Origin of the sequence: Cohaesibacter marisflavi, from assembly GCF_963665895.2 — a bacterium.
Lineage (GTDB): Bacteria > Pseudomonadota > Alphaproteobacteria > Rhizobiales > Cohaesibacteraceae > Cohaesibacter > Cohaesibacter marisflavi.
Window position 1 is genome coordinate 1,306,450 of the sequence record NZ_OY762534.1, and the last position, 25,387, is coordinate 1,331,836.

19 protein-coding genes and 1 pseudogene are annotated in these 25,387 nt (G+C 52.1%); 11 read left to right on the top strand and 9 right to left on the bottom strand.

Features of this window, described 5'->3' with window-relative positions; translation table 11 throughout:
* The first annotated feature begins 63 nt into the window (after positions 1–63).
* Positions 64–830: pseudogene (locus ACKPCT_RS07015) on the top strand (IS5 family transposase).
* 76 nt (positions 831–906) lie between these two features.
* Here ACKPCT_RS07015 and ACKPCT_RS07020 read toward each other — a convergent pair.
* Positions 907–5,421: a Calx-beta domain-containing protein gene (locus ACKPCT_RS07020; RefSeq protein ID WP_319568782.1), complete on the bottom strand. Its 4,515-nt coding sequence runs from the start codon at positions 5,419–5,421 to the stop codon at positions 907–909.
* Between the two features lie 847 nt (positions 5,422–6,268).
* Between ACKPCT_RS07020 and ACKPCT_RS07025 the strand changes: the two genes are divergently transcribed.
* Both ACKPCT_RS07025 and ACKPCT_RS07030 read left to right on the top strand, forming a co-directional pair.
* Positions 6,269–6,454 carry a hypothetical protein gene (locus tag ACKPCT_RS07025; protein WP_319568783.1) on the top strand — a complete coding sequence of 62 codons (186 nt, stop codon included), beginning with the start codon at positions 6,269–6,271 and terminating at the stop codon, positions 6,452–6,454.
* Complete coding sequence (locus ACKPCT_RS07030; protein ID WP_319568784.1) at positions 6,451–7,923, top strand: sodium:solute symporter family protein; 1,473 nt, start codon at positions 6,451–6,453, stop codon at positions 7,921–7,923. Before ACKPCT_RS07025 ends, ACKPCT_RS07030 begins: the two co-directional genes overlap by 4 nt.
* Here the strand turns inward: ACKPCT_RS07030 and ACKPCT_RS07035 are convergent.
* The 4 genes from ACKPCT_RS07035 to ACKPCT_RS07050 form a co-directional block, all read right to left on the bottom strand.
* On the bottom strand, positions 7,892–8,884 hold the full coding sequence (locus ACKPCT_RS07035; protein ID WP_319568785.1) for an FAD:protein FMN transferase: 993 nt from the start codon (positions 8,882–8,884) through the stop codon (positions 7,892–7,894). The genes ACKPCT_RS07030 and ACKPCT_RS07035 overlap by 32 nt on opposite strands.
* A 1-nt stretch (position 8,885) precedes the next feature.
* On the bottom strand, positions 8,886–11,099 hold the full coding sequence (locus ACKPCT_RS07040; RefSeq protein ID WP_319568786.1) for a PepSY domain-containing protein: 2,214 nt from the start codon (positions 11,097–11,099) through the stop codon (positions 8,886–8,888).
* Positions 11,100–11,153: 54 nt separating this feature from the next.
* On the bottom strand, positions 11,154–11,624 hold the full coding sequence (locus ACKPCT_RS07045) for a DUF2271 domain-containing protein (RefSeq protein ID WP_090074709.1): 471 nt from the start codon (positions 11,622–11,624) through the stop codon (positions 11,154–11,156).
* Positions 11,625–11,713: 89 nt separating this feature from the next.
* On the bottom strand, positions 11,714–12,049 hold the full coding sequence (locus ACKPCT_RS07050) for a hypothetical protein (RefSeq protein ID WP_319568787.1): 336 nt from the start codon (positions 12,047–12,049) through the stop codon (positions 11,714–11,716).
* A gap of 173 nt (positions 12,050–12,222) precedes the next feature.
* On the opposite strand from ACKPCT_RS07050, the gene ACKPCT_RS07055 reads away from it, so the two are divergent.
* Both ACKPCT_RS07055 and ACKPCT_RS07060 read left to right on the top strand, forming a co-directional pair.
* The gene (locus tag ACKPCT_RS07055; RefSeq protein WP_319568788.1) at positions 12,223–12,882 is read left to right on the top strand and encodes a response regulator transcription factor; all 660 of its coding nucleotides are present in this window, start codon (positions 12,223–12,225) and stop codon (positions 12,880–12,882) included.
* Complete coding sequence (locus ACKPCT_RS07060; protein WP_319568789.1) at positions 12,879–14,384, top strand: sensor histidine kinase; 1,506 nt, start codon at positions 12,879–12,881, stop codon at positions 14,382–14,384. The genes ACKPCT_RS07055 and ACKPCT_RS07060 overlap by 4 nt, the downstream gene beginning before the upstream one ends.
* 34 nt (positions 14,385–14,418) lie before the next feature.
* Here ACKPCT_RS07060 and ACKPCT_RS07065 read toward each other — a convergent pair whose 3' ends face one another.
* The 4 genes from ACKPCT_RS07065 to ACKPCT_RS07080 form a co-directional block, all read right to left on the bottom strand.
* A complete protein-coding gene (locus ACKPCT_RS07065; RefSeq protein ID WP_319568790.1) occupies positions 14,419–14,916 on the bottom strand; it encodes a c-type cytochrome in 498 nt (165 codons plus the stop codon).
* Entirely contained in the window at positions 14,916–16,316 is a 1,401-nt protein-coding gene (locus ACKPCT_RS07070; protein WP_319568791.1) for a multicopper oxidase family protein, read from the bottom strand. Before ACKPCT_RS07070 ends, ACKPCT_RS07065 begins: the two co-directional genes overlap by 1 nt.
* 143 nt (positions 16,317–16,459) lie before the next feature.
* The gene (locus tag ACKPCT_RS07075) at positions 16,460–17,026 is read right to left on the bottom strand and encodes a c-type cytochrome (protein ID WP_319568792.1); all 567 of its coding nucleotides are present in this window, start codon (positions 17,024–17,026) and stop codon (positions 16,460–16,462) included.
* A gap of 46 nt (positions 17,027–17,072) precedes the next feature.
* The gene (locus ACKPCT_RS07080) at positions 17,073–17,441 is read right to left on the bottom strand and encodes a hypothetical protein (protein ID WP_319568793.1); all 369 of its coding nucleotides are present in this window, start codon (positions 17,439–17,441) and stop codon (positions 17,073–17,075) included.
* 343 nt (positions 17,442–17,784) lie between these two features.
* Between ACKPCT_RS07080 and ACKPCT_RS07085 the strand changes: the two genes are divergently transcribed.
* The 6 genes from ACKPCT_RS07085 (at position 17,785) to modA (ending at position 25,365) form a co-directional block, all read left to right on the top strand.
* Positions 17,785–18,789, top strand: a complete 1,005-nt coding sequence (locus ACKPCT_RS07085; protein ID WP_090074704.1) for a TAXI family TRAP transporter solute-binding subunit — start codon at positions 17,785–17,787, stop codon at positions 18,787–18,789.
* Positions 18,790–18,887: 98 nt separating this feature from the next.
* Positions 18,888–20,975, top strand: a complete 2,088-nt coding sequence (locus ACKPCT_RS07090) for a TRAP transporter permease (protein ID WP_319568794.1) — start codon at positions 18,888–18,890, stop codon at positions 20,973–20,975.
* 132 nt (positions 20,976–21,107) lie between these two features.
* The gene (locus ACKPCT_RS07095) at positions 21,108–22,499 is read left to right on the top strand and encodes an ethanolamine ammonia-lyase subunit EutB (protein ID WP_319568795.1); all 1,392 of its coding nucleotides are present in this window, start codon (positions 21,108–21,110) and stop codon (positions 22,497–22,499) included.
* On the top strand, positions 22,496–23,230 hold the full coding sequence (eutC, locus tag ACKPCT_RS07100) for an ethanolamine ammonia-lyase subunit EutC (RefSeq protein WP_319568796.1): 735 nt from the start codon (positions 22,496–22,498) through the stop codon (positions 23,228–23,230). The genes ACKPCT_RS07095 and eutC overlap by 4 nt, the downstream gene beginning before the upstream one ends.
* Positions 23,231–23,725: 495 nt before the next feature.
* Positions 23,726–24,541, top strand: a complete 816-nt coding sequence (locus ACKPCT_RS07105; protein ID WP_319568797.1) for a TOBE domain-containing protein — start codon at positions 23,726–23,728, stop codon at positions 24,539–24,541.
* Positions 24,542–24,600: 59 nt separating this feature from the next.
* Complete coding sequence (gene modA / locus ACKPCT_RS07110; RefSeq protein WP_319568798.1) at positions 24,601–25,365, top strand: molybdate ABC transporter substrate-binding protein; 765 nt, start codon at positions 24,601–24,603, stop codon at positions 25,363–25,365.
* The last annotated feature ends 22 nt before the right edge of the window (positions 25,366–25,387 follow it).

The following is a 25,387-nucleotide window of genomic DNA, read 5'->3' on the forward strand; positions in this document are numbered from 1 at the left end:
CCCAAATCAGCTGAGATATGATTCAAGATAGCTTTCAAGGAGGCTATCTTGGCGCGATTGACGATGAGCGGTGCCGAATGGGCATTTTTCGAACCTTTTATCCACTCGATCCGTGGTCGTGGCGGTCGCCCTGCGGGAGATCACCGCTTGGTTCTGGATGGTATCTTCTGGATTGCTCGTACTGGAGCACAGTGGCGTGACTTGCCGGAGGAGTTTGGCAAATGGTCGTCGGTCTATCGCCAATTCCGACGCTGGACGTTGGCGGGTCTCTGGGAGATGGTTCTTGAGGCGCTGAACGAGAGTGGCGCCGCACCAAATCAGGTTCAAATGATCGACAGCACCGTCATCCGCGCCCACCATCAGGCAGCGGGCGCAAAAGGGGGACTCCAAAAGAAGGTTTTGGCCGTTCAAAAGGTGGTTTCACGACGAAAATTCACCTGATCACCAATGCTCATGGCTTACCCATCAAGGCTGAGATATCACCGGGGCAGTGCTCCGATTATACCGGTTATGCTCTGTTACAAGATGAGGATTTGGAAGATCCGAAGGTCTTCATTGCTGACAAGGGCTATGACGCCAATGCCATCAGGAAGGACGTCGAGGATAAGGGGGGCATTGCGGTCATTCCAGGACGATCTAATCGCAAAGAACAGCCTTTCCTCGATCCGTTCGTCTATACTTTGCGCAACCAGATCGAGCGATGTTTCAATAAGCTCAAGAATGCCAGACGATTGGCAACTCGATATGATAAAACGGCCAGAAGCTATTTGGGCTTCATTCATATCGTGTCAGCAAGGCTTTGGGTCAAACAGTTTGTCAACAGAACCTAGTCGATGAAAACAATAAACAGGCAAGGCGCTCGTACGCGACCTTGCCTGTTTTATTTGTTTGTAATGAAATGGATACTCAGAGGACGAAATCCGATGCGCTGATATTATTCAGGTTCACCAGTTGGATCTGGAAATCGGCAACGGCGTCTCCGTTGACATCGCCATAAATGGTAACGTCCGAGCCGGTATCATCATACCAGACAGAGTTGAAGTCAGCATGGAGGCCACTGAACTGAAAAGTCTGGTTGCCGCCGCTTTGCGTGTTAGCGTCTATACCAGACAGGTCGATAACATCCTCTCCACTGTCAAATAGAAAAATCCTGTCATGAGCAGCCCCAACCTTACTATCGTTGGCATTGTTAAAGATAAAAGTGTCTTGAGCATTGTCTTGACCAGCATACATGCGATCAAAGCCTGTTGACCCAATAAATCTATCAGCACCGGCGCCGCCATACAGGGTATCGTTGCCCTGATTGCCCTCAAGTACATCGGCGCCATTGCCTCCATACAAGAGGTCGTTGCCAAACCCTCCCTTGAGCGTGTCGTTGCCACCATTGCCAAAGAGCTTGTCATTACCATTTACACCGTTGAGGATGTTTCTGGCGTTGTTGCCTTCGATCGTGTTGGCCAATCCGTTGCCAATGCCATTGATGGCCTTGTTGCCCATCAAGGTCAGTGTCTCGATATATTGGCTGTGCGCCTTTAGCGAGAAGTCGATATAGCTTCGAACTTGGTCGACCCCTTGGCCTGGGGCCTCATTAACTTCATCGCCTGTATGATTGACGATATAGGTATCGTTGCCCTTGTTGCCCCACATCTTGTCAGCGCCAAGGCCACCATTGAGTGTATCATTGCCAATCCCACCATACAGTTTGTCTGCTCCGGCATTCCCGAACAGATGATCACTGCCATTGCCCCCGTTCAGCAGGTCGTTGCCATTTCCTCCATGCAATGTGTCGTCACCGGAGACGCCGTAAAGCTTGTCATTTCCATTGACACCAAAGAGAACATTCTTGGCACCATTGCCCCAAATAACGTTGGCTAGCCCGTTGCCGATTCCATTAATATTCTGATTTCCGATCAAGGACATTTTTTCGATGAACTGACTATTATCCTTCAAGGAAAAGGTCACGGAGCTTTTGACAAGGTCTACCCCCTGCCCGGCGACTTCACTTACCTTGTCGTTGACATTGTCAACGATATACGTGTCGTTGCCTTGATTGCCAGCCATCCGATCAGCACCGCTACCACCATCGAGATAGTCGGCTCCCAGCCCACCCACAAGGTTGTCTCTACCGGCTCCGCCGAACAAACGGTCTTGACCATTGCCACCATTGACAAGGTCATTTCCGTTTCCACCCTTCACTGTGTCGTTTCCGGCTCCGCCAAAGAGCCTGTCATAACCGGCTAATCCGTTTATAACATTCTGTGTCGAGTTGCCCCAAATTGTATTGGCCAAACCGTTGCCGGTTCCATTGATCGCCTTACTTCCACTCAAAGTAAGATTTTCAACATTGTTACCCTTAATGTTCAGATTGAAACTTATGGAGCTTTTTATCAGATCAGTACCGTTGGGGGCTTGCTCAATAATGCGATCTGACCAGGAATCAACGATGTAAGTGTCATTTCCAGGCCCCCCATACATCGTATCGCCACCTGAACCACCATTCAGAGTGTCTCTTCCCTTATATCCAAACAGGAAATCATCACCAGAGCCGGCACTCAGATAATCATTGCCATTGCCGCCCTTGCGCACTTCATAGTCGATGCCGCTATCAAGAATGGTTGCAATGCCGATATTGTCTTCGGTTCCATTGGCGATGACCAGAGTTGGCGTGACTATGAGCGAAATGGTCTCGGTGTTTTCGATGATCGTGTCGCTCTTAACATTGACAGCTACGCTGGCGACAGTCTGGCCGGCTTTGAAGGTTACGGTTCCACTCTTGGCGATATAGTCCGGGCCTGCGCTGGCAGATCCATTCTGGGTGGAATAGTTAAGAGTGAGGTCTTTATCGTAAGGCCGAGAAAGCTGTATCTCAAACACAGCCTGTGCCACACCACTTCTGGGCTCTGTGATAACCGGATCGGACACAAACAAGGCAAGATTTGACCCTGTTCCATCGTCATCAAGAATGACACCCGTGGCCGAGAGACTGCCTTCACCGCCTGCCAATGTTGCGTTGGTGGGATCAGTCAAAACCAACGAGAAATTTTCGTCTGCCTCATCCAGATTATCACTGTAAGGATTCGCAAATATCGTCTTTACGGTCTCTCCAGCTGCAAATGTCAGTGTACCGGAAAGACCCTCGACATCGTTGTAATAGCCTTCGATTGCGCTACCATCTTGCTGGGTCTTAAAGTCAACTTTCACTTCCGCATCGGAAGCCTCGGAAAGCTCCACAATGAAGACAACATATTCGTCTTCGGCCCCGACGCCATTGGAAACGGATATAACCGGTAAATTGGCTGTAGCAGGGTCATCGTCCTTGATTGTGGCAATACCGGCAGCGTCATCAACCGAATTGGTTATGGCGCCGGTCGGGCTCACAACCAGCGAGAAACTCTCGGAATCTTCAACGTTAGTGTCGCCTTTAATGCTCACCACTACACTTGCAACGGTTTGCCCTGCATCGAATGTTATGGAACCGGTTTTGGCCACATAATCAGATCCGGCAACGGCAGTGCCGTTGCGTGTTGTATAGTCAAGGGTGAGATCCTTGTCATATGGCTGAGAAAGCTGGATTTCGAAGACAGCTTGCTTTGTTCCGCTATCCCCTTCCCTAATCGTTGGATCAGAAACAAACAGAGCCAAGTCTGAGCCCGTTCCATCATCATCCAATATGACACCTGTTCCAGAAAGGGTTTCCTCGCCGCCAGCCAACGTGGCGTTGGTTGGGTCGGAAAGGAGCACCGAAAAATTCTCGTCAGGTTCATCAATATTGTCACTATAGGCATCAAAATAGAGCGTTTTGACCGTCTCTCCTGCTGCGAAGGTGATTGTGCCATAGTCCAGATCGTAGTCGTTATAGTAACCCTCGCTCGCGGTGCCGTTCTTGAGTGTTTGATAGGAGACTGTGACTTCTGCATCCGATGCTTCAGAGAGCGTTACTGTGAAAATGACATATTCGTTTTCAGCTCCTTCTCCATTTGAAATGGAGATCACCGGTAGATTGGCTTTATCGGGGTCATCATCCTGTATAGTGGCAATGCCTGCAGAGTCATCAACCGAGTTTGTAATTGCACCAGTTGGCGTCACAACCAGTGAGAAACTCTCTGAGTCCTCAATTTTTGTATCCCCTTTGATATCGACTGCGACACTGGCAATCGTCTGACCTGCATCGAAGGTGACGGTTCCACTTTTGGCCACATAATCTGCGCCGGCGACCGCCGTACCATTTTTGGTTACATAGTCGAGGGTAATGGCCTGATCATATGGCTGAGAAAGTTGTATTTCAAAAACAGCTTGCTTCGTTCCGCTGTCGCCTTCAATGATAAAGGGATCAGAAACAAACAGAGCCAGATCAGATCCTGTTCCATCATCATCCAGGATCACCCCGGTGGCAGATAGGGTCTCCTCGCCGCCTGCCAGCGTAGCATTGATCGGATCGGATAATCTCAAAGAGAAATTTTCGTCAGATTCATCAAAATTATCACTATAGGGATCCATAAAAATTGTCTTTACGGTCTCACCGGCGGCGAAAGTGAGTGTCCCATATTCCAGATCGTAGTCGTTGTAATATCCCTCGATAGCAGAGCCATTCTGAAGAGTCTCGTAATATACGGTCACCTCTGCATCGGATGCCTCGGACAGCGTCACCGTGAAAACAATATATTCGTTTTCTGCCCCTTCACCATTTGAGATGGAAATCACCGGCAGGTTCGCAGTGTCCGGATCGTCATCCAGAATTGTGGCTACTCCAGTAGAATCCGAGACCGAATTGGTGATAGCTCCGGTTGGTGTTACCACCAGTGAGAAATTCTCGGGTGCCTCAACCATCGTATCCGCTGTAATCGGCACAGAAACACTCTTGATCGTTTGGCCTGCATAAAAGGTTATGGCACCGCTCTGCGCAGTGTAATCATCCCCCGCAATTGCCGTCCCGTCCTTGGTGTTATAATCGAGGGTTATGTTGTGGGCGTAGGAACGAGACAGTTCAACATCAAAGACAGCATATTTGGTGCCGCTGTCGCCCTCCACGATTTGTGGGTCAGACACAAAGAGGGCCAAGTTAGAGCCCGATCCATCATCATCGAGGATAACACCCGTAGCAGAAAGTGTGTTCTCTCCACCAGACAAGGTCGCATTGATTGGATCGGATAAAACCAACGAGAAATTCTCATCAGCCTCGTCCAGATTATCGCTATAAGGATTGACATATATGGTTTTGGTCTTTTCACCTGCGGCGAAAATCAGCGTACCATATTCCAGATCGTAGTCGTTATAATACCCTTCGATGGCGCTACCATTCTGAATGGTCTGATAATAGACCGAGACCTCTGCATCCGATACCTTTGAAAGAGAAACGGTAAAAGCGACATAATCATTTTCGAGGCCTGCGCCCCCTGTGATGGAAATAACCGGGTTGGCCATAATTTTCTCCAGAACCAACGCATCAACGCGTTGTGAGTAAAATGGTTTTCAGAATCTAATTTTTCTTTTCAATGGTTTCTGGTGCTCAAATATGGGAACACCCAAAAGGTCGACCGTAATTTTGCCGCCCCGTATAACATCGAGAGTTTATTTCAAATTTTATATTTTTCAAATATTGACAAATGAAAAACCGAATAATTCTACAATATATTTATTCCAAACTTTTATATATTGATTTTATTATCTGGAATATTTGAAAATCACCAGAATAGATACCATTGTTAAATATATGTATTTTCCATATTTGATGCCGTAAATGCATATTTGTTGCGAATTTATGACACGCAAGCTAAGCCATTATATTTTATTGAGTTATTAGGCTACATCATAAAACTTCTGTTTTGACCGACGTATTATACCTAGACATAATTACAGCTTTGAAATTTATCGCTATGCGATTTTCGATTTATTAGCCCCCGATTCATTCTCACCACAGGCAGTTACAATGGATCTTTCTATCAAAAGCAGGATCTAAGGAACTACAATTTCGCCCCCCCTTGGTTCAAATAGTAGCTGGCCACGGAATTTTCTAAAGAGAAGAGCTTCAACCTCAATTGAACTTTCCGCTTTTTGTTTCGGAGATTGACATCAATCGGCAAAGTGGGAGAAAATAAGCGGCCTTTCCAAAGCGGATTATATTGATCGCAATTCACCTTTGTATTTCAAATCAATGGAAATAGGTTTTGTCTAGTTCAGATGAATTTATCACTTCACTCTGTCTGGCGCGGCAAGGCATTTACGAAAGCAATGCGCTGTAAATTTACGTTTGAATATTGGAGTTCCATTCGTGTCCCGAAGAACCTCGCTCGCCTTGATTGGCCTCGTCATAATCGCGCTCTATGCGGTTCCCTATCTTGCCATTGGTCATATCGCAGCGTGGTATGGAAGCTTCCTGTTCTGGATCTGTGCCGCTGTGGTCATCATTTTCCTAAACCTTGCGGCGACAGCTGGCTTTAAGGGAGGGGAACAGTGAGCACTTCATTCATCTGGACCGGGATCGTTATTTACATCGTTATCGCTTGCATCGTTGCCTATCTGTCGCGCCGGAGCAACGCCCCGGACATGACGGACTATTTTGTTGGCGGCCGTAACTTCGGTGGCGTGATATCGGCGCTGAGCTATTCGGCGACGACCTATTCAGCCTTCATGATGGTTGGTCTGGCGGGCCTCACCTATAAGGGAGGCGTTGGAGCGCTCGGCTTTGAAATTGTCTATTTCGCTGGTGTTTCACTCGTGGCCATATTCGGTCCCCGCTTTTGGTTGGTAGGCAAGAAATACGGTTTTGTAACACCCTCGGAAATGCTCGGTGCGCGCTACGGCTCACGTTGGGTGGCCATTGTGGTGGCGCTCGCGAGCTGTCTGTTTCTGGTGCCCTACTCCGCCGTTCAGCTGGCCGGTATCGGCTATCTGCTTTCAGGCATGAGTGATGGCGCCATTTCCTTTCCTGTCGGCCTTGTGATTGCGACATTGCTGGCAATCATCTTGTCTTATGTTGCCGGTATCCGCTCCGTTATGTGGACAGACAGCCTTCAGGCGCTGCTGATGATCTCAGCTTCAGTTCTCGTGACTATCGTGGTTATAGATCAGTTGGGCGGCTTTTTTGGCATGTTTGCCAGCATCGCAGAAACCAAACCGGAAATGCTTCAGGTGCCCGGACCGGGTCTTTTCAGCTTCAAGACAATGCTTGGATTGACCATTCCCTGGTTTTTCTTTTCCATTTCCAACCCGCAAGTCAGCCAGCGCCTGTTCATGCCCAAATCATTGGGCGCCCTGCGTCGCATGTTGTTGCTCTTCCTCTGCTTTGGCCTTGTTTACACGATGGTTGCCGTCCTCTGGGGATTTGCTGCATTTGAAGCCTTCCCTGATCTGGAAAATGCCGATTTGGCCAGCGCGGCTTTGCTCGGGGCAGATTTCCTGCCACCCGCTCTTTCCATCGTTGTTATGATTGGCATTCTCGCAGCGGCCATCTCGACCATCGATTCCATCCTGTTGACCCTATCCTCCATGTTGGCGCGCGATGTCTATGGCGGGTTCAAAGCCGGAGCCACGGATGCCGCACAGCTGAAAATTGGCCGCTTCGTAATCCCGATCATCTCTCTAATCGCGCTGGCCTTTGCTTCCCTCAAACTGAGCCTGATCTCGATCCTGTCTGTCGCCGCCTCATCGGGGCTTGTAGTGATGGTCCCTGCCATAGTTGGTGCTTTCTTCTGGAAGAAGGGCACTGCTGCGGGAGCCTTGAGCAGCATCCTCTTGGGAGGTCTGTTCGTTATCGTGATGTATATGACGGATAATAGTCTTTTTGGGCTGAATGCCGGCATTCTGGGCTTGCCTGTTGCTACTATTCTCTTCGTTCTTGTTAGCCTTGTCACCTCTCGCAAGGATGACGTGACGCACATCTTCGTGGATGAAATCAGTGATCAGCTTGCTCATCTGACGAAGTAGCACCGAATACAGGCCCCGCAGTGATCTGCTTGAGCCTTTCTCCATCTCTGATGAGGAAAAGGGCATTGATCCCCTTGGCACGGGCGACATGCAATCCGGCTTCCGCGCCCATCACCATGAGTGCGGTTGCCCATGCATCCGCAGTCATGCATTGCTCGGCAATCACGCTGACTGAAGCTACATTATTTTGAAGTGGGCCATTGCGGCGCGGGTCCATCGTGTGGCTAAAAGTGCGGCTTCCAACTTTTACCCAGTGACGATAGTCGCCGCTGGTCGCAATGGCAGCGTCCTGCAAATGCACCATACCAAACGCCTCTCTCTTACTATAGTCAGGTTTCTCCAAAGCAACAGACCATGGCACGCCGCTTACCTTGGAGCCAACAGCGCGCATTTCACCATCGATACCCACAAGCCCGTTCTTGATGTCGAACGCATTTAACACTTCGGCCATGGCATCAACGCCATATCCCTTGGCTATACCGCATAGGTCGAGCTTTACCTGTGCCTTTTTGAGTACGGCCTGCCGCTGATGATCCAGCTCCAAAAGCGCATGTATCGGCGGTCTTGTCTGGCCCAGTTGCTCACGGATACTTTTTACATCGGGTTGTCGCGAGGTGGCTCCAAATCCCCATGCATCGACGATGGAACCAACGCTCGGATCGAACAGGCCACTTGAAGCGCGATTGATCGCCAAGGCTTCTTCCAGCACCTTGAAAAGGTTTGCTGGCACTGTCGTCCATACACCGACCTTGGCTCTGTTTAGCTGCATGAGATCTGAATCCGGTTTCCAGGTGGACATTTGCTTATCCACCCGCTCCACGGCGGCGAACAGCGCATTTTCAAGCTCTTCGTCCCGTTGCGCCTTCTCGCTCATGATGATGGTGCTATAGCGAGTACCCATCGTTTGGCCGTTGAAAACATGCCGGTGCAAGCCAGCTGGCTGGGGACCCTTTCGTTTCATATCAAAAGACATCTTCAACATACCGCCCTTCCTTTCTTAAATCTGTCAATTCAATCCCGGTGGTTTGCAGAATATCTGTTAGGGTTTCCTCGATGCCTTTGGCCATGCCTCGACCACCGCACACCATGATCTGGGCACCATCGCGCACGAGCGCAGCAAGTTCTGCTGCGTCTTGCCTTAACCGATCCTGAACATAGAGTCGCTGCTGTGTGCGCGAGAAGGCTACCTTCAAGGAATGCAGGAACCCCGCCTTATGCCATTCGCCCAATTCTCGACGATAAAGGAAATCTGACCTTGGGTGACGAGCCCCGAAGTAAAGACGCATTGGTCTCTTGCGGCGATTATTCCGAATGAAACCGACAAGAGGAGCAATGCCTGCCCCAGCCCCAATCAGGATAACCGGAGCCTTGGACGCTTCCAGACGAAAACCGGGATTGGCCTGAAAGGCTGGCTCAATAGTATCGCCAGTTTTCAAGCCATGCAGCTGCCCTGAGCAAAGGCCGCCGGGAACATTGCGCACGCAGATTTCGACAAAGCCGTTCTTGCGGCCGGATGCGAGCGAATAATAGCGTGGAACCTTATCTCCCTCTGGCGTGATGGCGAGCAAATCGCCGGGTTCAAAGGCTGGCAGGCTTCCGCCCATCAGACGCGAGATCCGCGACTTCGTGTCGTTGGCTATCTCAAACCGAAAAACAGAGGTTGGCGCCTGCACGTCTTGTCCATAATCTGCCCGTGACACGAGCCGCAATTTGTGGCGTTTCACATCGATCTGAACGGGATCCAGTTCCAGCGTGATGCCAAGATTTTGCGACAAGGCGTCATTCCAATGGTTGAACTCCTGGACGGACTGCCGGTTGATTGTGGCCAGCGGCATAAACTGATGCCAGCCATTCCGGGTAAAGCGTTCGCCAACCCTGAAGGCAAATTGACAGAATTGAGAAAACTGCTTGTCACCAAATCCGAGTATGGCAACGGGAACATCCTTGTTGCCTTCATAGGCATCCAGCCTCGTCATAAAGTTGTTGGCAGATGCAGGAGCTTCCCCATCGCCATACGTAGCCGTGAGGACGTAGATCTGGTTCGCATTCGGATAAATTTTGGCCATATCGTTCATTTTGGCAGTGTGAACGCGCAATCCGGCTCTGGACAACCCATCATGAAGGCTACGCGCAAAACCCCAAGTGCTATTGCCTTCGCTGCCAACGAGAATAACTGCGTCGGCATCCTGTGATTTTGTGTTGTTGGAAATCCTTGGTTTGCTTTGTCTTTTCTTCCACCAGATGAGAGCCCCGGTCGCCCCCATGGCTGGCACACCTAGCGACGCAAAACCGAGCAGCAGAGCGAGCGGCGCAAGTCCGTCACCGGTATGCAGCATATAGATGAATTCATAAATCTGATTTGCACTGCTATTGGGCGTATAAGCCAATAGCGCACCGGTTGCCTGATCCACATATCCAGACCCGTTGGCGGTCGTCAGCGTAAAAGCGTCACTTGCATCCCCGTTATAGGGGAAGGTCAGTTCGCGCAGTTGTATTACCGGTACATTCTGCAGCCCCTCAAGGGAGATGATGGGGGCTGGAGGACTGCCATTGACCGCAGGGAAAGCCATGTCCGAACCGGAACCGTCTGGCGCAAACCCGAATGTTGCAGCAGTCATATAAAGGCCCGTAACGGCACTAAGGCTCAATCCGAGTATGGCCATCCGCGCTAATTCAAGGTGAAAACGTTGGGACAGCGTTCCCCGGATTGGACCAAAGAGCTGGCGCCAGCCCCCCATGCGGCGTTTGAGCATAATCAGACCAGACACACAGATGAGCAGCATGACCGCGGCCCCCAAACCAGCGGTCATGCGCCCGCCATCACCCAGAAACAGGGACCGATGCAAATCGGTGAGCCAAATCCGGGTCTGCGATGGTTGGTAGGCCCCAAGGCTCTCGCCCGTTGTTGGATTGATAAGGTCTGCCCCGGAGTTGCCATTCTCGAAATAGTAGGCAACGATCTGCCCGGAGGCGTGACGCACAATTTGTGATGTACCGGGATGGCTCTGTTTAACCGCATCAGCCAGCGCCGCGACCGAAAGGTTCCTTGCGGGATCTGACGATTGTCTGGTCTGTTCCAGTACAGGAAAAATGGAAAGGGCCGACCCGCTGATGGCGATAACCAGAACAAGAGGCATGAGAAAGAGGCCGGTGATTTTATGAATAAGCTGCTGCATGGCAAGAAATCTCGTTATCAATCAAGGCAATCAATTTGATTTCTGAGACAGGGGTTACATGTCGAAACTGAATGACTGAATGAAGCGACGGCCAGATGTCATCTTGCCTGAATTGTCGCTATCAAGCGGTACAACGACTTCCGAGGGAGCTGAGCCCATATGTTCAACGGCTGTGTCTATGTGTAGCTCATAGCCTGCATCAAACAGGGCATCGGACAAGTCCAGCGTCACATTCAGCGTACGCCCGCTCCCAACGCTTGCACCGGTGATGCCATCCACTTCGGCTGAGTTGCCACCTGTTGCGCGAGACCAATCGCGCAGATCCCGATAATATTTTGAGCGGCCACCCGACATCCATAACGAGCCCTGATAGGCTCCGGAGGCATCGGTGACATACATCACCATATAGGCTTCCGGACCGCCATAGTTGCTCATGGTGGTTGAGAAGGTTACCGGTTTGGCTTGCGCTGCGACGGGCAACACGAACGCGCTGGCGAGAGCAGCAGAAGCGAGGTATTTATTCATGTCTGGTTTCCTTTGAAAATATATTTGCCCCGAGCTATTTTTATTATCCGGTTCGGGGCCGAGAGGTTGGCTCCAGGTGCGTGGGATAGTCAGTTCATAGTGACCTTCGGGGATGATCCCTTGTTGATCAGTTTGTTGTTGTTGATCGGGCCTGTCGGATTTTGTGCTGCGGCCTGTCCGCGCCCTCCCCGATGATCCTCATCGTCATCATCGTCCCAACCAAAGGGCATCTTCCAGCCAAACAGGCTGAAGTGATGATCCCTGTCGCGATCATGATCGCGATAGCGGGCTTCTTCGCTTTGGTCATATTCGCGTTCCTGTCCGGAATAACCGCGTCCGTCATGGCCGTAACCGTCGGCATAGGTTGCTCCGGCTGCGAGTGTGATGCCGCTGATCAGCAAGGCACCTGCAATTAGTTTCTTCATGGCTCTGGTCTCCCGTTGCGTTGATTTGATGGGGGCACTATCGCGGACCAGACTGAAGGCGACCTGACTGATAATTTCTTTTTGCTTCAGCTTCCTGTAAGGTTGCGCAGCAACACTGCGGCAGGCTTTGAAAGCCGTTCGGTGTAGAATAATCAAAAAGAAGGCAAAGAAAGATGCGGGTCTTGTTGGTCGAGGATGACACGGTATTGGGGTCCGCGGTGCGCGACCAGATTGCCGCAGACGGACACAGCGTGGATTGGGTACAGCGTCTTGATGCTGCAAGTGACTATATACACGCCGCGCCTTATGAGTTGATCCTGCTGGATCTCATGCTTCCTGACGGCCTCGGCATTCCGTTCCTCAAGAAATTGCGCGGATCAGGCGATGTTACACCGGTGATCATTCTCACAGCACTGGACCAGATCTCTGATCGAATAGACGGCCTCAATGCCGGAGCCGATGACTATCTGGTCAAGCCATTTGATCTTCAGGAGTTGACGGCGCGCCTCAAGGCTGTTGCCAGACGCTATAGCGGCAACCCCAATCCAATTGTCAAACTTGGTTCTCTGGACATTGATATCGCCGCCCGCTCCATCGCTCGCGAAGGCAAGCAGGTCACACTCACCGCGCGGGAATGGGCCTTGTTTGAAGCCTTTTTGCAACATCCCGGCAATCTCCTATCCAAGAGCCAACTTGAAGAAAGCCTTTATGCGTTTGACTCTGAAATCGAGAGCAACACCATTGAGGTTCATATTTCTCGGATGCGCAAGAAACTGGGTGCCGGGATTATAGAAACCGTGCGCGGCATGGGGTATCGGCTGGAGCAGCCATGAGATTGAAATCCTTCGTAAAAAACAGCCTGCAACTGCGGCTCTCGCTCGGTTTGGCCCTCGGGGTTGGCCTTCTGTGGGCGGCCGCGACAACGGTCAGCGGCTTTGTCGTCAAGCACGAACTGGATGGCGCTTTCGATCAGGCGCTTGCCGAGGCCGTTGAGCGCCTGTTGCCTCCCGTCATTCATGATATTGTCGAAGGGCGAGACACGCGCGATGAAATGGGCAACCTTGAGATCGATGGCCTAAATTTAGGGCGCATTGGCAGATCGTGGCGCCAAGAAAGAGGTCTTGATCGCGAAGGCTTCAAACGTCGGCTCCATAGGGAGCGGGATGACGAAGATGACAACGAAAAAAACGAAGACAAGCATGAAAGAGAAGATGATGAAAAGCCTGTTTTCACCTCGCCTGAAAGCCAGTATCTCACCTATATTGTGAGAGACGCTCAAGGCAGGATCCTGCTTCAATCCAAAAATGCAGAAGCAGATATTTTCCCGTCCGTAGAGCAATTGGGCTTTTTAACGCTGGATGATTATCGCATTTTCACGGGCTCCACGCTGGATGGCAATGTGATCATTTCTGTCGCAGACCCTATGGCCAGACGTCAGAGGGCGGCGCATGACACGCTGGAAGCGCTTGCCATGCCGCTTTTTATTCTGGTACCGCTCAGCATGCTGGGGGTCTGGTTGCTGGTGCGCATTTCAATGCGATCAATAAGAGGTTTCAGAGCGGAGATTGAAGCCCGTGGCTCCGGAGATCTTTCCCTTATCAGCGCAGAGAACCTGCCATCGGAAATCGAGCCTGTGGCAGACGCGGTCAATAACCTGCTTGATCGCATGCGCAGGACGCTGGAAGCCGAGCGTAGTTTCACTGCCAACAGCGCACATGAACTTCGAACCCCCGTAGCTGCGGCTCTTGCGCAAACACAAAGGCTCATCTCCGAAGCAAAAGACGCGCCGCTTCAGGAACGCGCCCGCCAGATTGAAACGGCCCTTAAGTCTCTTTCACGCCTTACAGAGAAGCTGATGCAACTGGCGCGCGCCGAAGGCGGTGCGATGTTGTCGGAAGAAGCAAGGGATATCTTGCCCATCTTCGCGCTGGTTCTGGATGAATTCCGGGAGGATAGTGATCGGCTGAAAATCCGATTACCGAACAAGCCGGTGCCGTTACTCATCGATGCCAATGTGTTTGCCATCCTCTTACGCAATCTTATTGAGAATGCTCTCAAGCATGCGACAGCAAATAGTCTGGTAGAGATTGAGTTGCGCCAGAATGGAGAGCTTGTGGTGCGCAACGACTGTAATGCAATAACGCCAGACATACTCAGTCGCCTGACCCGCCCCTTCGAACGTGGACAGACGGGCGCCAAGGGCAGCGGCGTGGGACTTGCCATCGTCGCGGCGATCGTCAAGGGCAGCGGTGCTTCGCTGCGCCTTAACTCGCCCATTGCCGGAAAAGCCAGAGGCTTTGAAGCCATTGTGTCTTTCTCCCCCAAAGGGGAATGACACGGGCGATTCTGCCTCCGGCTCAAGAGTTCATCTACTTCATCGCGTTGCGCTGATCGTGCATTCGGCGGATATTTTCAGGCCATGTGCTTTTGATGTATGAGAGCACCGCGATGATTTCCTCATCACTTAGCACATCCTTGTATATCGGCATGTCAGTCTGATAGTCCGGCATATTCCCGATCTCGGCCAGACCAAATTTGGTGATACCGAATAGAAGCGCGTCGGCATGATGCCATGTATGGCCGGTTTCATCATGAGGCGGCGCAGGCAGCCGACCGTCTTCATTGGTTTCGCGCCAATTGGGATGTCCTTGAAGATTGTCTCCGTGGCAGGCTGCGCACTGCTCTGAATAGATCTGTTTACCCAGTGTGACAATCACCTCATTGTCAGGACGCAGCAGCCCCTGGCCGCTGCTATCTGTTGCGTAAAGCATAACCCCAAGCCCAACGGCGACGATTGCGGACAGAACCGTTGCGACCATTATGAATTTTGGAACATGTTGGCTTTTTGATTTTTTCTTGCTTGCCATCAGACAACCTCGAACCATGTGGTCATGCCCGCAGCAGCATGCTCAAGCATGTGACAATGCAACAGCCATTGACCGGGATTATCTGCAACAAACGCGATTTTAGTTGTTTGGCTTGGTCCGATCAGGAAGGTATCCTTCCACGGGCGTCCCTCATCGATGGTGCTGCCTTCCCTTTCCTCGATACGGAAGTGATGTCCATGAACATGCATGGCATGGGGCCAGGCTGTATCATTGATCATTTCAATAATTACGGTCTCCCCGCGTTTGGCCGTAAAAAACTGCTGCTCAGGCAGGTTGGCCACACCGTTGAATGCCCAAAACTGCATGGACTGCATCATCTCCTGCCGACCGAGGGGGGCCCCCTTGTAGGTCATGTTTCCCATGCGCCCCATCGCGCCGCCCGTAATAAGCGATCGATGTGTTGTGGCAGCATTGAGGTCGGGCTCGGTGAGTGCGTTGGGTTTCAAGACAGGAACAGACGGAGCGCCATTTACCTTGCCTGTGACGCGAAAGGTGGCAAAAGGAAATGGCTTGTTGCCGGAAAGCTCTTCAAGGACAAAATCCTGCCCTTCCTTCGGGATAACCAAAAGGTCCACGCGCTGCGCCGAAGACAATAGATATGGCTCATAGGGCATGGAGATTGGCTCTGGCAAAGGCTGTCCATCAAAGGCCAAAATTTTCGCCTCGAAGCGATTTGGATCCAGCTCAAGAGTGCGTGCGTTGCTCACATTGATGAGGCGCAAACGATAGGGTTCCCCTGCCCTCAGGTCGATCTCGGGCATGCTCTTGCCGTTGACTGTGATCCAGTTACCCAGACGTCCGGCATGGCTCCAGTCCATTATCATGCCCATGGAGCCTTCATCAAATTGCCCGTTCTGATCCAACAGCCAATCATCTATCACGAGGGTAATGTCATGCTCGGAATCGAAGGTAGGATATGGCTCTTCGACAATCAACGGGCCATAGAGCCCACGCCCGACCTGATTCCAGCTTCTGTTATGGGCGTGATACCAATAGGTTCCGGCATCGGGAGCGACAAAATCATACTCAAATCGTTCCCCGGGTTTGACGGCGTTTTGTGTCAGACCGGACACTCCGTCCATAGCATTTTCAATGCGCACACCATGCCAGTGAATAGAGGATGGTTCATCCAGTTCATTGATGAAGCGCACCTTCACCCGCTCCCCCTGCTTAACACGGATTTCCGGTCCGGGTGTTGTTCCGTTATATGTCCAGATAGTCGATTTTGGACTATCTGGGTAAAGGGACTGTTCGGCTTTTTGGGCACGGATTTCGAGAAAACCATCTTCCGTTTGCGCAAGGGCAAAATGATAGGGTGCAAGGGCTGCGGCGGCAGCACCCGCACCGAGCTTGCAAAAATTGCGTCTATTCAGATTCATCGTCGCTTTCCAATCGGCAATCACAGACAAGGCGATGGCGCGCCAGGTCTTTGATGCCGGTATCATGGAGTCCGTATATTTCAGTGCAAAGGCTGAACGTCACGGACACGTTATCGTTTTGAAAATGGGAGAATGGCCAGACTTTATGGTTTTCTGGCCCGAAACTCCATGTGGCAAGCAGAGCATGTTTCAACCATCATGGTGAAAACGCCGTCTGCAGGCATCTGCCCGAGTTGATTGGCCTCATAAGCATCTGTGCCCATCATACTCCCCATATGCCCGGCCCCTTCCATCATGGCCCCACTCATCATGGATCCATCCATCATCACCCCGTTGTCAGCCGCAAGCGTCAATCCATCTGCGTAGCTTTCCAACTGGCTGGACAACTGAGAAAAACGTTCCCAGTCAGTCCAGATTTCCGGCTTGGCGTGGGTGGGGGCTTGAAGAGATCCTTCAGGAAACTGATCGACAAGATTTTGGCCAGCATGCTGTTTGATGATCTCGGCCTGCTTGCGGGCAGACTCCGCGTCATATGCCTCCGGATCTTGCACCATGGCTTTGACAGCGCGCACGGCCTTGCCCATCTCTTTCATTGAATGCATGCGCTCTTCGACAATGCCTGTCGCACCATCATGGGCATGTGCCATCGGCCCCAAAGTAAGTGGAGCTGACAGCAGCAGAGTTGGCGCGAATACAAATGCTTGTTTCATGGAAAGTCGCCTTTGATTGAGATTTGAGTTTATGGTTCAAATTCAATCAGGCAAAACGCGGCGGTGGAGGATCCGGCGAGAAGATTTGGGCGATAAAATCGCGGACCGTGTGTGCGGGGACGGTATGACTTAAGATTGGACCTGGCACATCTGCACCACAAGAGAGCGCAAGAATCTGCCCTCCACAATGCATCTGCTGTTCATCCTGCATTTGCGGGCACCCCTGACAAGGCGGCCCCATATCATGCAAAGACTGGTCGATCTCGAATTGAGAGAGCTGTTTCTGGCCGAGCGTCTGAACCACATCAGCATGGGTAAAGCTGCCACCCGAATATACAAGACAAAGCACACTCAACATGATGAGCATGTTCCCTATCCATCCAAAGTGAGTAGCAAGGCGTTCCAAATCTATCAATCCTGATTTTCTTTCCGATGCCTATCGTGCCACAGAATGATGAATATGACAGGTATGTTTTTCAAAAATATTCTCTTTAAGGATCTTGTAGCCATGAAGCATCAAAGGCTGCCTGTTAGCCGCAGGGACGCATAACGGTCAAAAGATGGTTTCAGAATGAAACGGGCGATAGGGTTGCTTTTTTTTCAGTATGCCAAGAGAATATTGCATTAAGTTTGGTCAATTAGCTCATTTGCACATTTTGCAAGCAACTTTTATATCAAAACAGCCTTCAGCAACTTGTGGTCGAAGAATTGTTGAGGTAGCTTTTTTTATTCACTGCTGTCGAGGATAGGAGATACTTATGAAACATTTTAAGATTTTTACTGGCGTCGCTTTTGCGCTCAGTCTGGCCGCTTCGGCTGCCGTGGCACAGGATATGGCATTTTTCCGTATCGGCACGGGCGGAACCGCAGGCACCTACTACCCGATTGGCGGCCTTCTCGCCAATGCGATTTCCAACCCTCCGGGGTCTCGTCCATGTGACAAGGGCGGTTCGTGCGGCGTCCCGGGTCTGATTGCCTCGGCTCTGTCTGCCAACGGTTCTGTTGCAAACATCAACGCCATTGCGGGTGGCACGCTAGAATCCGGCTTCTCACAGTCCGACGTTGCGACCTGGGCCTATACCGGAACCGGCATCTGGGAAGGCAAACCGGCCGTTGAAAAACTGCGCGCCATTGCCAACCTCTATCCGGAAAGCATCCATCTCGTTGTGAGCGCTGACTCTGGCATTTCCAGTGTTTCCGATCTAAAGGGCAAACGGGTTTCCATGGATGAACCCGGCTCGGGCACCCTTGTTGATGCAAAAATCATTCTCAATGGCTATGGCCTAACCGAAGACGACATTGAGCCGGAATATCTCAAACCCGACCAGGCTGCAGACCGGATGCGCGATGGCGCGATGGATGCCTTCTTCTTCGTAGGCGGCTATCCTGCAGGTGCCATCTCGGAACTGGCGAGCCAGCATGATGTGAAACTCATCCCGATCACCTGCGATGAAGCTCCGAAAATCTGCGAAGACTTCAAATTCTTTGGTCCGGACACCATTCCCGGCGGGACCTATGAAGGCAACGCAGATAGCGTGAATACGCTCTCCGTTGGTGCCCAGTGGGTCACAAGCGCGGATCAACCCGAAGAGCTGGTCTACAACATCACGAAGGCCCTTTGGAACAAGAATACCCGCAAGCTGCTTGATGCGGGCCACGCCAAAGGCAAGATGATCACGGAAGACACAGCCCTTAACGGTGTCGGCATTCCTCTGCATCCGGGTGCAGAGAAATTCTACAAGGAAGCAGGCCTGATTAAATAGGCCCATCGGCTCGGGCCCTTGCCTGAACCTTAAACAGATCTGAAGGGGGGCGAGGCCGTTCTTGCCCCCTTTACCACTATCCGACAGGAGCGCACGGGATGACAGAGGACCGCAGCAAACAAGAAGATGGCGAGGAAATCCATCATCTATCAGCCGACGAACTTCAGGCAATCGAGGAAGAATTTGACCCAGAACTCCGCTTCCGGACACTGGCTTGGCCTCTAACGCTGATCACGGCAGCGATCCTGTTTCTCCTCTCGTGCTATCACTATTATACAGCCGGTTTTGGCATCCCTCAGGCAACGGTCCACCGCGGGCTGCATCTGGGTGTCACATTGCTGGTCGTCTTTCTCAGTTTTTCGGCCTTTGGCAAAAAGATCGTCACTCCAAGCTGGAAGGCGCCTTTCGGGTTGCCGCTCATTGACTGGGGTCTCGCCATTGCCGGGGTGCTCAGCGCGCTTTATGTTCCGTGGATCTATAGCGAGCTTGCCTTCCGCGTCGGCAACCCATTGCCCATTGATATCTTTATGGGAACGGTCATGATTGTCGTGCTACTGGAAGCGGTGCGTCGATCCATGGGCTGGCCATTGCCGGTTATCGCAATCCTGTTTATGGCCTATGCCTATTTCGGCAAATCCATGCCGGGAATCCTCGTTCATCCGGGCGCCAGTTGGGCCAATATCGTCAACCATCTCTATCTCACTTCGCAGGGGATCTACGGTACGGCTCTCGGAGTGATCGCCACCTATGTCTTCCACTTCGTGCTCTTCGGTGTAATGGCAACGCGCATTGGATTGGGCCAGTTGTTTATCGATGTCGCCTCTGCGCTCGCCGGACGTTATGCGGGCGGTCCGGCAAAGGTGTCCGTGCTGTCTTCGGCCATGCTCGGCTCGATCTCGGGTTCATCCATTGCCAATACGGTGACCACCGGAGCGCTTACCATTCCGGCCATGATCCGCATCGGCTATCCACGTCATTTCGCAGCCGCAGTTGAAGCGGCCGCCTCAACCGGTGGGCAGATCACGCCGCCCGTCATGGGCGCGGTCGCCTTCCTGATGATCGAATATCTCAATGTGCCGCTCACTACGATCCTCACGGCGGCGCTTGTGCCCGCCTTCATGCATTTCTTCGGCGTTCTGGTTCAGGTCCATCTGGAAGCCCGCCGCCTTGGCCTCAGGGGCATGTCTGCTTCTGAATTGCCAAACGCATGGAAGGTGCTGAAAGAGGGCTGGTTATCGGTTGTGCCTTTGGCAATTCTGGTCGCCGTTCTGTTGTCTGGACGCACGCCTTTTGCCGCAGCCTTCTATTCAATTTCTGCCTGCATCGTTGTCTTGGCTATCCAGCAAATTCAGGCTTCCGGCCTTATAGGAGGCATCAAGGGTACGATCTATGAGGTCTTTGAGGGCTTTATTCTGGGTGCGAAACAATCTTTGTCTGTCACAGCTGCAGCGGCGTTGGTGGGGGTTGTGATCGGGGTTGTTACTCTGACCGGGGTCGGCTTCAAGATCGCCTATATGGTCACCAGCATTGCGCAAGGGTGGGCAACATCACTCCATGCAATGACCGCCTTCTTGCCTTTTGAGTTGATGACTGTGCCATCACTGACCCTACTATTCACACTTATGCTGACTGCGGTGGTTTGCATCCTGATGGGGTGTGGCATACCCACAACCGCTAACTACATTATCATGGTTGCAGTTGCGGCCCCCATCTTGGGTATGCTCGGCGTGCAGCAGATGGTGGCGCACTATTTCGTCTTTTATTACGGCGTTCTGGCTGACGTGACACCACCGGTGGCCATGGCCGCCTATGCCGGCGCCGGGATAGCGGGCGCAAACGCCTTCAAGGCAGGCAATACGGCCTTCCGCCTGAGCATGGGCAAGGCTCTGGTCCCCTTCGTCTTTGCCTTTCAGCCAGCCCTTCTTATAGTGACTGATGGCTTTACCTGGCAAGCCTTTGCGCTGGCCTTTGGTGGCGCAGTGCTCGGCATCTGGATTCTGGCATCTGCTGTTTCCAACTGGCTTTTCGCACCACTCTACTGGTTCGAGCGCATCATTCTGATTGTAGCGGCTTTGCTGTTGGTGGCACCAAATCTGATTGCAACCGCGGTAGGGTTGGTCGTAATAGCTCCAATCATTCTGCGACAGTTGCTCCCCCGCTTGTTGCAACGGTCACAAATGGGGTAAGGGGAGCAGTGCTCGTTCTGACGGACCCAATCTCGCACCGGGCGACGCTCAAAGGGACAAAATGAGGGCCGATAGCTTCGTGACCGTTCATACGGCCCATCGGCAACGATCATAGTGGAATGGACAACATACGTGAGCTATTCATCGACCATAGGGAAGACCCGTTATCGCTTTGAAAGCTTGAAAGATCTGCTCGCTAAGGCAACGCCTGAACGATCTGGCGACGAGTTGGCAGGCATTGCGGCAGAAGGCCCTGTCGAGAGGCTAGCCGCGCAGGTTGCTCTTGCTGATCTACCCCTTCAATCCTTTCTGGATACGGATATTCTCGGTGTTGAGAATGACGAAATCACGGAGCTGATTTATAGCAGCCATGACCTGCCAGCCTTCGCTCCCATCTCCCATATGACCATGGGGGAATTCCGCGAATGGTTGCTGGCTCCGACGACAACATCGGAAATCTTGAGCAAACTGCAGCCCGGGCTCACGCCGGAGATGGTCGCCGCAGTCTCCAAAATTATGAGATCCCAAGACCTGATAGCAGTGGCTCAGAAATGCCGGGTGGTCACGAAATTCAACAATACAATCGGCCTTGAAGGGCGTATGGCCACTCGCAACCAGCCCAATCATCCGACGGACGACAGCCGAGGCATTCTGGCCTCTGCAATTGATGGCCTGATCATGGGGACTGGCGATGCGGTAATCGGCGTCAATCCGGCAACCGACACAGTCGAGGACTATATCCGCATCGTGTCGCTGCTTGACAGGTTGGTCGAAGCCTTGGAGATACCGACCCAGCATTGCTGCCTTGGTCACGTAACTGTGGCACTGGAGGCGATAGGGTGCGGAGCTCCGGTCGACCTTGTTTTCCAGTCAATTGCGGGCTCTCAAAAAGCGAATGAAGGTTTTGGCGTTAATCTTTCCCTGCTTCGTGAAGCTCATGAGGCGGCCCTGTCTTTAAAGCGGGGAAGGATTGGCGACAATGTCATGTATTTCGAAACCGGACAGGGAGCAGCCCTTTCTGCGGATGCCCATCACGGCATGGACCAACAGACAATGGAGGCCCGCGCCTACGCGGTCGCTCGAGAATTCCGCCCTCTCCTCGTTAACACCGTCGTCGGGTTCATAGGACCAGAATATCTCTTCAACGGAAAACAAATCATGCGCGCCGGTCTCGAGGATCACTTCTGCGGCAAGCTTTTCGGGCTGCCGATGGGGGTTGATGTTTGTTACACCAATCATACAGATGCAGATCAGAACGATATGGATAGTCTTCTTGTTTCTCTATCTGCGGCCGGAGTCAATTTTGTCATTTGTGTACCCGGTGCCGATGACATCATGCTCAATTACCAGAGCCTATCGTCCCATGATGCGATCTTTGTGCGAGAAACCCTTCACAAAGCCCCTGCTCCCGAATTCTCTGACTGGATGGAAAACAAGGGGATCACGGATAAGACAGGTAGAATGCGATCCGAGCCAGCCCTTAGCGGCCCTTCTCTTTTGGCTCTGACAGAGGCTGCACAATGAAAAAAGACGTTTCGGCAAGCCAACTTGATACGCATTTGCGTGAAATGACGGCAGCTCGTGTTGCACTTGGTCGTTCCGGCAGTGGCGTGCCGACCGGTGCTTCCTTGGCCTTTGCCCTGGACCATGCACGCGCGCGTGAAGCGGTTTGGTCCGACATGGACAAGACCAGCTTGTGTGAGGCGCTTGTCTTCTGGCCACTCGCCAGCGTGAGAAGCGCAGCCCCTGATCGCTCAAGCTATATACGCAGACCGGATCTGGGTAGAAAGCTGGCGCCAGAGACTGATCTTTCCACCTTGCCAAAAGAGGGAATTGTCATAGTCATTGCTGATGGTTTGTCTGCAATGGCGGTGAATGCCAATGCAGTCAAAGTCGTTACACACCTGCAATCGCTCTTGCCCGAACCTGCCGGTATCGTGTTGGCAGAGCGCGGTCGCGTTGCCATTGGCGACGAAATCGGGGCGATGGTTTGCGCGAAGGCTGTTGTGGTTCTCATTGGTGAAAGGCCCGGTCTTTCCTCTGCGGATAGTCTGGGTGCCTATATCACCTGGTCACCAGAACCAAGGCTACCTGACAGCCGTCGCAATTGTATTTCCAATATCCGAGATGGCGGCCTTGCGCCAGAAGATGCTGCAAACAGGATTGCCACTCTGCTTCGTCGCATGGAAAAAGCGCAAATTTCCGGCGTCGCGCTGGCGGGGTCTGTTGCCGAGCAACTCTTACACAAAGCGTAATTTCTAAAAACCAAATGCTCCGACTGCTTTACAAAAAGCATCACGTACCAATATTTGCGCAAGTCCATAAGCCTTCGACCAGCGTCATGATACCTACAAGCGCTGAAAGCCAAGAGGTTTGTCGGGATGGCAGTAAAGTTTCAGCCTAGTACCAAAGCTTCAGTCTGCGATAGTTGTGAACCTTCAAAGTCGGAGCAAAGAGGCGTCAGGTCGAGATGTATAATTTCATAAATGCCAGAGCCAGAAGTTGCTTATACCGGCGTTCGATTGAACAATTTTCAATACTGCAATTATAACATAAGCGTTTTTTCTGAATATTATAAGAAACTATAGCTTCTTACAGTCTTAACCCATATGAAAACTATACATCTCAGAAAAGCGCACTATTTCTAGTTGATAAACTCAGAATACAGAATTGACACGGGATCACAGATTTGTATCTTTCCTTTATATACCGATATGAAGTTGACCTACATAACGAAGGAAAACAGAAGCATGACGAGACAGCCCCAATCGGTTCGCCCAATTCTGTCTTTCCTCGACAAGGCAGGACACAGAGCAAGTGCAGAGCGCTTTGCTCTGTTATCCCAGATCGAAAAGGAAGGTTCGATCTCGGCTGCAGCCAAGCAATTGAAGATCAGCTACAAGGCTGCCTGGGACGCAGTCAATGCGCTCAACAACCTGTTCAGCACCCCGCTCGTGGACGCAAAGCCTGGCGGCAAGAAAGGCGGTGGCGCCACCCTCACCGATGAGGGACGAAAGGCTCTGATCGCCCACCAACACCTCACCGAACGGCTCAATGCCTTTCTCGCGGAGATCGAACAGGATATCTGCGGCAATAGGGGCAGCTCCCCGCTTTCTAGCCCCCTTCTATGGAGTTTCGCCATGCGCACCAGTGCCCGCAATGTCTTTCACGGCATCGTCGAAGATGTCATCACCGGCGCGGTCAATTCAGAGATCAGTCTGCGTGTATCGGAGCAAACGGTTTTGACCACCGTGATCACCAACAAAAGCGCAGAGACCCTGGATCTACGTGTTGGCAGCGAAGCCTTCGCCCTCATCAAGGCTTCAACGCCGGTGCTGATGGCCGACAATGACGGAGCGCGCCTCTCTGCCCGCAATCAGATCAGGGGCACGGTCAGTTCGGTTGAACCGGGCGCGGTCAATAGCGAGATACAGCTCGATATAGGGAACAGTAAAACCCTCACCGTGGTTATCACCCGCCAGAGCACAGAAAGCCTAGACATCAAACCTGGCGACAAGATGTGCGCCATCATCAAGGCATCTCAAATCATCCTCGGCGTCGAATAGCAGTCCTTTTAATACACTCTGTTCCAAGCAACCCGACCATCCCGAAAGGCACTGTCCCTATGACACCTTCTTTCAAAAATCTGCTTTCTCTTTCCGCCCTTACACTTTCACTCGTTGGCCTTGCTGGCCCATCCCTTGCCGCTGACACCAAGGTGGCGGTTGCTGCCAACTTCACGGCAGCAGCCAAGGAAATTGCCACAGCTTTTGCGGCCGAAACTGACCATACAGCCACGCTGAGCTTCGGCTCCACCGGCAAGCTCTATACACAGATCTCAAATGGCGCGCCCTTCTCGATATTTCTGGCGGCGGATCAAGCCCGACCGATCAAGGCAGAAACAGATGGACTGGCCGTACCCGATAGCCGCTTCACCTATGCTCAGGGCAAGATCGTGCTATACAGCACCGATCCCGATCTGGTTGATAGCGATGGTGCCGTTCTCAGGGCTCCTGACAAGTTCCACAAGCTCGCCATAGCCAACCCCAAGACAGCCCCTTATGGTGCCGCCGCCATGGAAACCCTCGACAAGCTGGACGTCCCGGCTGCCGTGATGGACGCACTGGTGCGCGGTGACAGCATTTCCCAAACCCACCAGTTTGTCGCCTCCGGCAATGCACAGCTGGGCTTTGTTGCCCTGTCTCAGGTCGTCAACAGCAAAGAGGGTTCCCGATGGGTCGTCCCTGATGATCTTTACGCTCCTATCAAGCAGGATGCTGTCTTGCTGAAAACCGGAGCAGAAGATGAAGCCGCCAAGGCCTTCCTTGCCTTTCTCAAGGGGGAAACCGCCAGAGAAATCATCCTCAAATTCGGCTATGGTGTCAAATAGTCAACGCCCGGCACGTAAGGGG